General features: G+C 51.3%; 5 protein-coding genes. 4 read left to right on the top strand and 1 reads right to left on the bottom strand.

The window, feature by feature from the left end:
• Positions 1-866 precede the first annotated feature (866 nt).
• The 4 genes from QWJ10_RS21505 to QWJ10_RS21490 all read left to right on the top strand — a co-directional run bounded on the left by QWJ10_RS21505 (position 867) and on the right by QWJ10_RS21490 (position 7,618).
• Positions 867-2,015, top strand: coding sequence for an acyltransferase (locus tag QWJ10_RS21505; protein ID WP_289929632.1), 1,149 nt, complete (start codon positions 867-869; stop codon positions 2,013-2,015).
• Positions 2,016-3,427: 1,412 nt separating this feature from the next.
• Positions 3,428-4,096 carry an ABC transporter ATP-binding protein gene (locus QWJ10_RS21500; RefSeq protein WP_019365001.1) on the top strand — a complete coding sequence of 223 codons (669 nt, stop codon included), beginning with the start codon at positions 3,428-3,430 and terminating at the stop codon, positions 4,094-4,096.
• 2 nt (positions 4,097-4,098) lie between these two features.
• Positions 4,099-6,567 (top strand): ABC transporter permease, encoded by a 2,469-nt coding sequence (locus QWJ10_RS21495; RefSeq protein ID WP_289929631.1) that lies wholly within the window; start codon positions 4,099-4,101, stop codon positions 6,565-6,567.
• Positions 6,557-7,618, top strand: coding sequence for a lipocalin-like domain-containing protein (locus QWJ10_RS21490; RefSeq protein ID WP_289929630.1), 1,062 nt, complete (start codon positions 6,557-6,559; stop codon positions 7,616-7,618). The genes QWJ10_RS21495 and QWJ10_RS21490 overlap by 11 nt, the downstream gene beginning before the upstream one ends.
• A 38-nt stretch (positions 7,619-7,656) precedes the next feature.
• Here QWJ10_RS21490 and QWJ10_RS21485 read toward each other — a convergent pair whose 3' ends face one another.
• Positions 7,657-10,482: a LysM peptidoglycan-binding domain-containing protein gene (locus QWJ10_RS21485; protein WP_289929629.1), complete on the bottom strand. Its 2,826-nt coding sequence runs from the start codon at positions 10,480-10,482 to the stop codon at positions 7,657-7,659.
• Positions 10,483-10,607 lie beyond the last annotated feature (125 nt).

The following is a 10,607-nucleotide window of genomic DNA, read 5'->3' as shown; positions in this document are numbered from 1 at the left end:
AAAGGCTTGTCAACTACCGCTTCCCTCTTTCCGCTTCTGCCAGACCGGAGGCCTGACCCTGAGTAAACAGCTAAACCATTGATCTACAAGGCTTTTTGCTGTTCCGTTGCAGCGGAAGTGGGGCGCACTATAGGCCCCTCCGCTCACAGGTCAAGCTTTATTTGAACATCTTGGATAAGCGTTACGCAGAGAACTCTTTAAGAAAGAAGTCTAGATAGTGTGCCTCGATAGGTGCATGAGGTGCGAGGCATTTCACAAGAGTAAGACGGAATGCTCTACCACAAACGATTGAAGCTGACTCAGTTCTAATTTTGAAGCCGCTAAAAGGAACGGCTTTTAAACCTATCAGTCATTACCCTAGCTGCTATCTACCAGAAATGCTTAGCGCATAGAGAGCAGCTGGTTGATGAATTTACAAATACAGGGTTTCTAAATGGCTTTTTTCTCAAACAAAAGCAAAGTGGTAAGCATTAACGCAAGACACTGCGCCAAAAGCCCTACCCAAATACATAGTGTTGAGGGGGATCGTAAAAACTCAGGAAACCAACCGCTATCCAGTCATAATCAGCACATAGGATTCTTTGGAATTTAGAAGCCGCTCGGGCTTGACCGCAATAGTCGCAACAGCCTATGGCTTACCACTGGGTTGCTTCTTTTCCTTTGATGACCGTCAGCCTTATGAAGGCCTCGTCATTGTCCATTCATTGGTCTTCCTAGCCGATGCCTTTCCGCATGGTCTTATGGTTTTTGTCGATTATCGTACTGCCCCTCTCTTACCAGGAGCAGATCAAGCGCTCTTTCGACTAAAAATCTGCTAACCGTTAAAAAGGCTGGAAGAGCAACACTATTACGATATCAACTCCGCTATGACTGTAACGCTGGAATTACTGCTTATTTATGTATTGTCCATGTTCTTTTTGGACAGATTATTCAGGCGTCTAAATATCCTGTCAGAGCAGGCGCTAACCCGATCCTCCCCTATTGACGCACTACGAGGCGTACTCTCTACCACTGTGGTCTGCTGCCACTTTATGGTGACCTACCAATGGAAGACCACTGGCGAATGGGCAGGCTCAGACAGCAGTGCGCTCCTGAACAATATGGGGGCGGTTCCCGTCACGCTCTTTTTCATGATTACAGGCTTTCTGTTCTTTGGAAAAATTTATCAGCGCAAGCCTGACTGGCCACATATATTCCAGTCACGATTCTGGAGAATTATGCCACTGTACGCATTCGTTGTAGCAGTAGTCATATTTATCAGCCTGTATCGAACCGGATTCGATCTGGTATCGCTTACTCAACTGGCCAAGGAAAGTCTGAGATGGGTTGTTTTTCTTGGTGCCTCCTTTAATGGCTTTCAAGAGAGTCGCATCATTACGGCCGGAGTCCAGTGGACGTTGAAATATGAATGGTTCTTTTATCTAGCCCTTCCTGTTCTCGCAGCGTTGATCAACCGCGAAAACTACGGCCGCTACCTTGCCCTATCTCTCACCGTGGTAGTAGCTGCATTACCTGCAGCACAATTGGAAGTATTGAAGCTCCATTTCTTGCTATTTTTTATCGCTGGATTCATCCCTGTGCTGATCAAGCGACACCGGCCAGCATGGATCGATCATATAAAGAAACCCGTCTATGGCGCTCTGGCAATAGCCCTCGTCGCATATAGTATGACGATGCCGGATTACTTTTCTGTACCTCAGACTGTGCTCCTCAGCATGGCGTTTGCCATTATTGCGCTGGGTAACGATCTGTTTGGATTGTTAAGTAGTTACGGCTTGAAGGCTTTAGGTGAAATTAGCTACAGCGTTTATTTGATTCACGGGCTGGTGCTATATAGCCTCTTTTCTTGGTTACAGGTCTATCCCTTTATAGACAGCAATGTTTCCCACTACATTATGCTTCTGCCTTTGGTGCTGGTATTGGTATGTGGGCTTTCCCTGTTAACTTTCTTGGGAATAGAGAAGCCTTTCATGTTGAAGCCTAGAAAAGGCGTAAATACTATACCGCCTCTCTAAAAGCTCTGGGTGTCACAGTTTCAACTGTGATACCCCATGTTTTCAATAATTTTAAAACTCCTAATAAACCAGAACGATTTCTAAATACTGTTTTGGCTTTAATTCTGAACATATCATTTGATCGAATGTTCTCATGCACCTAGAAGAAAATTAAACCCGATAAAATGGGCTTTAAAAATTTTCCGTTAATCAAGCAAAAAGAAATTCTCTGGATGAAGCCAAAGCGATGTTTGCACCTAAACCTCCTTTAAATCATTCGGATAAAAAGGCTCTACTGGAAAATGCAAGAATGCTATTAGTTCTACTTTCAATCACTATAAGTCCCAACCAGGTGGCAAAGTATATCAGTCCCAACATGTCCAAAAATTTACATAGCCTTTACCTGGAAAGGGTATCGTCTTTACAACAGAAAGGCTTTAATGCGAGGGCAAGCGAACGATCCGTTGTTTGGTTTGTAACACGTCATCAGCCACCCCAGAAGCAGTGATTTCCCCCGTTGCTGCTTTTTTACTGGGGTGGTCTTTTTCAGGACGCACCAATCAAACGCGCGCTATCAAGGTAGCGTGAAGTGGCTAACGTTTGGTTAAGATCAGGCGTGCAAAGCTAGCTGCCAAACAGCGGCCTTACCGCAGTAAGGCGGAAATCGTTTGCCTTTAACGATGGGCGAGGCCGTGCGAGGGGCACCTACAACTGTCCAGATGCCACTTTCTGGACACGTCTGACCTGTTGTGCACTGGGTACCGATAGGGGTGATAGTAGGCATATCTACTACTTCTGCAGTATTACTTCTCATGACAATACAAACGTAGCTGACTATGGTCTGTTGAGGTTAACGCAGCGCTGTTGTTTTGCAACTGGCTTATATCGGCTGGCCTGCCAAAGATGACTAACGGCATGACCATGTATAAATGAGAATGAGCCCCATGGCTCCGCTACGCTTAATAGGATGAAAGTCAACCAGAAAACCGTTACAGACTATTTAAGATAAATTAATATCACATTGATATCACAGCATTGATCATCCAGTTATATAAATAAGGCACCTCATGCCTCACATCAGTACTGGCTATAGGATAGGCTTAGGATTGGAGCTGCTATAACAGAAAATATTACTTGAGAAAGATACGATTAATTTTAGCAAAAGGCTCTGTTAAGCACGACTGCTTACCTGTGACCGAGTAATGTTGCGTTATGATCTTCGATAGACCTTTATCTGAAATTCTTAAAGCCAACGACACCTCTTCGCTAGTCTAGTAAGCGGCTTTATTTTTACTGTATAAATTTCCTACATCGATCCTATCTCAAGAACTAAGTCATGAGATTTGGGTTCGATATGACCTCTTCGCAGATCATCCCAGCGATCGCTGTCTCTGGTTTGCTTGTGCGTTTACCAGACGTATCAAGGCTCACTTATGCTTCATGTGCGACAACTTCATAAAAGCTACCCCACCCCTCAGGGCATTCTACCGGTACTTCGAGGTATAGATTTAGATCTGCAGCGTGGTGGCAGTCTGGCTCTTATGGGCGAGTCGGGAAGTGGTAAAAGCACACTCCTTCATCTTATCGCCGGACTCGACAAGGCAGATAGTGGCCGCATCGATATCGATGGAAAGGCATTACACTCACTTAACGAACAAGCGCTGGCTGACTGGCGTCGCTGTGAGATTGGCCTGATTTTTCAGCAGTTCAACCTCATCGGCAGTCTGACGGTAGAGGATAATCTAGCTTTTCAGGCCCGGCTTGCGGGACGGCACAATCCATTGTGGCAGGCCCAGCTTGCCGAGCAACTGGGTCTGAGCGAGTTATTGCAACGGTACCCAGAGCAGCTTTCGGGAGGACAACAACAGCGTGTGGCATTGGGTCGAGCCCTGGCATCACGTCCGGCGTTAGTACTGGCTGATGAACCGACCGGTAACCTGGACGAAGTAACTAGCGCCCAAGTACTCAAGCTGTTGCTGGATCTGGTAGACCGTAGTGGCTGTACGCTGCTGATGGTTACTCATAGCCCACAGGTAGCGGCACAGTTGCAGCAACGCGTCGTGTTGCGGGCAGGCCAAATTGCTACCCCTATTGGAAGCTGACCATGGGTGTTGTGTATTGGTCTGTACGCAGCCTAATCAGTCACTGGCGAAAACACCCCGTGCAGTTTTTCAGTCTATTTACCGGGCTCTGGCTAGCCACGGCATTATTGACTGGCGTTCAGGCGCTTAATAGCCAGGCAAGGCAAAGCTATGCGCAGGCCAGTCAGCTCATTGGCGGTTTACCTCAAGCGACACTTTCTGCACGTAATGGCGGACTTATTTCTCAGGAAAGCTTTCTTGCGTTACGCCGACAGGGATGGCCTGTGTCACCAATGTTACAAGGCAGCGCCATTATTCAAGGTCAAACACGCCGTCTGCAAATCATGGGTATCGAACCAGTGAGCCTGCCGGTGGGCTCGTCCATAGCGGGCGAACCAACCGAAACACAGGACTTGATGGCGTTTATTAGTCCACCTGGGCAAACCTGGGTTGCTAACCAAACACTACATGAATTGAACCTGCAGGAGGGTGAGCAGCCTTACCTGGTTAATGGGCAACGCCTCCCGCCGATAACAGGTAAGTCAGGCATGGCTCCCGGCATGTTGCTAGTCGACATCGGAGTAGCCCAGCGGCTACTTGAGGCGCCGGACCAACTCTCACGCCTTGTTCTCCCAGCAGATTTTCAGGCACCCCTTCCTTCTCCGTGGAATGAACGATTGCAATGGCAGCCCCATTCAAATGAAAACGACCCGGGACAGCTCACCGAAAGTTTCCACCTCAACCTAATGGCGCTTGGGCTGTTAGCCTTTACAGTTGGGTTGTTTATTGTACACGCGGCTATCGGGCTGGCCTTGGAGCAACGAAGACCCTTATTGCGTACATTGCGCGCCAGCGGTGTAAGTGTTCAAAAACTCCTGATAGCGCTGACTGGAGAACTGATAGCGCTCGCGTTGCTAGGGGGGCTGGCAGGTATTGTTAGCGGCTACGTACTGGCCAGCCTACTCTTACCAGACGTGGCAGCCAGCTTACGAGGTTTATATGGTGCTGAGGTGGCCGGAGAGCTCTCTCTCAGTCCAATCTGGTGGCTAGGTAGCCTGGGACTTAGCCTTCTGGGTGCGCTGTTGGCGGGCGCAAACAGTTTATGGCGCGCCGCTCGGTTGCCATTGCTAGGACTCGCCAATAGCGAGGCTTGGCATCAGGCCCACCGTGCCTGGCTAAAACGCCAAGGATGGATCGCCGCTGTTGCAGCAGTGGTTGCCTTCATTGCCTGGCTGACAGGCAATAGCCTGGCGGCAGGTTTCGTCATGATGGGCAGCCTACTGCTCGCGGCAGCTCTAGGTCTGCCGGTAGCGCTCAGCGGCCTGCTGAGACTAGCACCTGCCTCCATGCGGTCACCATTACTGGGCTGGTTTATTGCCGACTGCCGACAACAGTTACCTGGCCTGAGTCTGGCCCTCATGGCTTTGTTGTTAGCCCTTGCCGCTAATATTGGTGCCGGCAGTATGACTGAAGGGTTTCGGCATACCTTTAGTGTCTGGCTGGATCAGCGCCTTTCTGCCGAACTTTATATCCGCCCAGCTAGCCCGAATCAGGTGCAAGAGATGGCTAACTGGCTAACAGCGCGTCCTGAAGTTGATCGTGTTTTGGCAGGTCTTGAGCTTGAAACGCAATTGGGTGGTTGGCCTTTGACCATTGCAGGCGTAGAGGATGATGAGCTTTACCGCAACCATTGGCCTTTACTAGAGGCACGAGCAGGTAACCCTTGGGACGCACTCTTCAAGGGCGATAGCGTCATGCTTAGTGAACAACTGGCTCGGCATTTGAACGTTGAAATAGGCGACACGGTAAAACTACCGGCAGCCGAAGGGGCGTGGCTTGCCAAGGTCGTGGGTATCTACGCGGATTATGGAAACCCTCGTGGCCATGTTCTGGTAGATGCTAAGGCAATGAAAGCCCATTGGCCCAACCTGCCGGTAAGCCGTTATGCGCTGCGTATGGAGCCCTCCGCCGTTGGCAACCTGAAACAGGCCATCAAGGATACGTTTGCTCTCGATGACTCCCGTCTTGTGGATCAGGTACAGCTCAAACAATGGGCAACACAGGTGTTTGAGCGCACGTTCAGTGCAACCTCGGCCCTTAATACGCTGACGCTGGGCGTAGCAGGTGTTGCGCTCTTTATTGCTTTATTAACGCAAAGCCAGAGTCGCCTTGGGCAACTCGCGCCGCTATGGGCCATGGGTGTTACGCGGCGCCAGCTGATGCTGCTTAACGTAGGTCAGACGTGGCTGCTAACACTGCTAACATTGCTCCTGGCGATTCCGCTGGGCATTCTGCTGGCATGGTGCCTGGTAGCCGTGATTAATGTCCAGGCCTTTGGGTGGCGTTTGCCACTTCAGGTTTTTCCGGATCAGCTGATGCGTCTGGCAGGACTCGCTCTACTGGCTACCTGGCTGGCCTCAGCTTGGCCTCTCTGGACCCTGTGGCGGAGCCGCCCGGTTGACTTGCTGAGGGTACTGTCCGATGAACGCTAGGATTGGCTGTCTGGTTGTAGGCCTTTTTGTCCTAGGCGGATGCGATGATTCTTCATCCAAAGGACAAGGCTTTGCCGGTTTGGGCCAGGAAAGCAAGGGCTTTGCTCAGGTCGTACCGGGCAAAGTGTTCTCTTTTCCAGCCGATCATGGCGCTCATCCTGATTTTCGTATCGAGTGGTGGTATGTCACTGCCAACCTAAAGGACGCTGCCGGCAATGACTATGGCGTGCAATGGACGCTTTTTCGTAGTGCCATGCGTCCCGCAGCCGACCAGCCCGGCTGGGACAACGGGAATTTGTGGTTAGGTCACGCGGGGCTGACTACCCGCACGCAGCAATTCCATGCCCAGACACAGGCGCGAGGGGGCGTTGGACAGGCCGGCGTGACAGCTGAACCCTTTGCTGCCTGGATTGATGATTGGTCAATGCAAGGCGAAGCATCGTCAGATCTTAAAGTGCAGGCCCGTGGCGATACGTTCTCTTATCAGCTCCAGTTGACGTCAGATCAACCACTTGTGCTCCAAGGGGACCAAGGCTTGAGTCGCAAGTCAGCCAGAGGCCAAGCGTCCTATTACTACAGCCAACCTTTTTTCCGCGCACAGGGTGTATTGAAAATCGAGGGCAAACCCGTAGCCGTAAGCGGCACGGCCTGGCTTGATCGCGAATGGAGTAGTCAGCCGCTCTCGGAAGATCAGCACGGATGGGACTGGTTTTCGCTACACCTGCAGGATGGTCGACAACTTATGGTGTTCCGCTTGCGACAGGCAGATGGTGATAACTACCTGAGCGGTACCTGGATAAAGGCCGACGGCCAGACCGAACCCCTGCAAAGAGACGAAATCGAGTTAAAAGCCTTGGATGAACATTTGATCGCGGGGCGGAAAATTCCAACGCGCTGGTCTTTGTCCCTAATCAAACGCGGGCTTAACATTGAGGTGTCAGCCATTAATCCCAACGCCTGGATGGATGTAGGAACACCCTATTGGGAAGGGCCCGTACGCGTACAAGGCAGCGAAACCGGAATCGGCTATCTGGAAATGACAGGTTACTGAGCCTGCGCTGCGCTGATGAAAACGCAGGCTCAGCCCGATCAGCTTACTGCCAATCGGTCCAGGTCTAGCATGTCCAAGGTCTGATCAAGTTGGTAAACCGAATTGGGATAAGCAACGCCCATCTCCACGAAGTGAGGGTTCTCTTTGAGGCGCTGACTGAAATAGGTATCGGAAGTATCGTAGATCCAGGAGTTTGATCGGGATTGAAATTCCGGAAAGTCATCATAACTTCCCTTTCGCCTGTCCAGTACGCGGTGGAGGTTGTCCCGTAACAACAGTAGGCTTTCATTTGGCATGTTATTGATCCAGGTGACAAAGGCCTGCTGGTCCTGGTTATCCTGCAGATCAAGTCCCTTGAGTTCGGCGTAGCGTGAGAGCAACGGCAGGACGTTATAACCGTCTCCGCTCTGGTCTGAAAGTGCTTTTGCCGCCGCCTCATCAAGCCCAGCGTGAGTTAAAAATTGGCTGGTTTCCGGCGTTTGAAAGCGATTGGCCATTTCATGGTGTTTGATAACGTCACGCGTGCCCAATGTGATGGTCGAAAGCAGCACTACACCAAGGCCGATTGGGCCAAAAACAGTGCCTGTGCCCAAGGCTGATGTCACTCCTCCTGCTGCGGATAATGTATAGAGTGACGCTCCCACCGTATCGCCAGACTCCGCCGCCTTGCCTGCGTTGACCAGATCAAACAGCGAGCTGGCAACGCCCAAAACTTTTACCGCAGGACGAGAGCTACCGCCGGCCAATGTGTTTACCCAACCATCCTTGGGTATCTTACCCATGCCGATCAAGAGTTCGGTCGTCTTTTGGGCCGTGCCGGCAGCGTCAAGACAGACCTTAAGGATGGCTTCGGGGCTCTGGTGTTTATGTAACGCAACCCCGGAGCTTGCCAGTACGGCAGCGGCACCGGCCGCCCCGATCATCCTCAAGGTTTGGCCAGCGCGCGTCTGATTATCAAAGGTCCTGACACCATTGGTTGATTTGATATCGTCCAACTTGAGATTGAAGCGAGCGAGACGGTCGGTAATCTGCTCGGCTGTTTCGCCGGGCCTCGGCAATGCCTCTTTCAAGGCATCAATAGCCTTATTGAGATCCTTGTCTGGTATACCAAACAGAGCAGCTACTGGGCCTTTTTTGAGCCCTTCCAGTTTGTTGAGGGCATTTTGCAGGCTGGCAGCATCTCCCGCCTTTACATTCTGAAACTCTGGCATCACCTTGTGCCGTAGAACCTGCGTAGCCACTTCCTCAAGAAACTTTCGACCACGATCCGTTGTTTTGCCAAACTGCCCAATCAGCTTCCATTGATCCAGATCGTTTGTCAGTTCCGGATATTGGGCCACCGCAGAACTCATGGCTGTAATTGCGTCGGGATTATCCAGTGTCCTGCGGATTTGGTCCTCGATCGCCTTGCGGTCACCGTTAAAGTCTGCCGGAAGATTTTGCAGCGCCTGTAGCTGGTATAAGAGATCATGCCCGTCCTCAGCAACCTGATCTTTTAGCGCCTGGGTCTGCTCTTCCCACTCGGGCGGTCGCGAGTCAAGATAATCCCGGATGGCGTTATCCCGCTGCTCAGTAGTCATGACAGCGCCCCCATTCAGGGTGAGCCAATTGAGCTCTTCCATCTGTTTTCCATACGCCTGCAGATCATCCGTAACCTTTTTCTGGAACTGATCCAGGCCTGGCAGGATATCGCCCTCTAAAACATAGCGTGTGTCGCTTTGGCCCACAAAGCTCAGCACCTGCAGCGGATAAGCTGGACTTGCTCCTTCGGCAATGCTCTGCACAGTTCCGGTCCGCTCGTAAAGTCCGAGCTCGACCAAACGCTTGATGGTCTCCTCAGCACCAGGCTGACCGGCAATGCGTCCGGTTACGTTGACCAGATGATAGGCCCCTGACGAGCCTACCATGAGGGGGACTGGATTATCGCTGGGCTCGATCAATACCTTTTCCAGTCCGGGAATTGCCGCTTCGACGACCTTTGCCGCAAGATGCGGGTCAAGGTTCTGTGTCATGTTATCCAGTCGTTCGAATACAGTTTTCATCGGTACGAGCTGGCCAGACTGGTTATCCTGCTGATTCAAGGCGTCAAGCGCGTATTGCCCTGCACTTTGGAAGATCTCCTGGCCTGTTGATGACTGCAACAAAATCTCTTTTACATCAGGTGTAACGGTGGAGTAAGCCTTTCCTAGTGTCTCCAATGCGGCAACAGGATCCGGCGATGCGTTAACCTGCTGAACAATCTCCCTGACCTGCGCTTCCACGTCCGAACCCTTGTGGCTGGAAGGCGTCAGCACCAACCCCATCTGTTCGGCACCCTGCTCTATCGCTATCTGAGCCGGCCCGCTGTCCGTCCAGTCATGATCAAATAACCATTGCGCAGAGTCGTTACGCTCAGCGGCTGGCAAAGCGGACAAAAACGTTTGCACGTCTTGTTTCAGTTGTTCGGTCTCTACTGCGTAATCAATCGCGCCGTCTGCAGTGTTAGCGTGTTCGATGGCATTACCTCGAGACTGCAGGTTTTCAAGGAACAGTGTTTTGCCATCAGGCTGTACGGCCAGCTGCTCTGGTGCTGGAGGAGGTAAAAAGACCACATCACCGGCGTGAATGTGATCAATATCAGAAATCTGCGGATTATGTTGGGCTGCCTCGTGCAGTGAGACGTAATGCTTCTTGGCGATACCCGTCATGGTGTCACCCGGCTCTACAACTACCTTTTGCTGCTGCAGGTGCGACTCAGGGAGTCTTGGTGCGTCCCCTTTAGGGCGCGGCGTCTCCTGGGATCGCTTGATAAACGCGCTAAATGAATGAAGCGCGGTGCGGAAGTTACTGCGAGAGGTTCCGGCATTATCGATCGGCATCGCCATGGCGTAATGTCCTCGGTAGGCTTCGGTCGTCAGCCTGACCAAGGATGCTTGGCTTAGATGAAAAGCACATGACACGTTAACGCCAAGCTGAAGTAACCATGCTTACGGCTCCATAAGGAACAATA

The sequence above is a fragment of the Pseudomonas sp. WAC2 genome (assembly GCF_030403525.1).
GTDB lineage: Bacteria > Pseudomonadota > Gammaproteobacteria > Pseudomonadales > Pseudomonadaceae > Chryseomonas > Chryseomonas luteola.
Note: the sequence above shows the minus strand (reverse complement) of the source record. Positions and strands in the feature narration are given on the sequence as shown.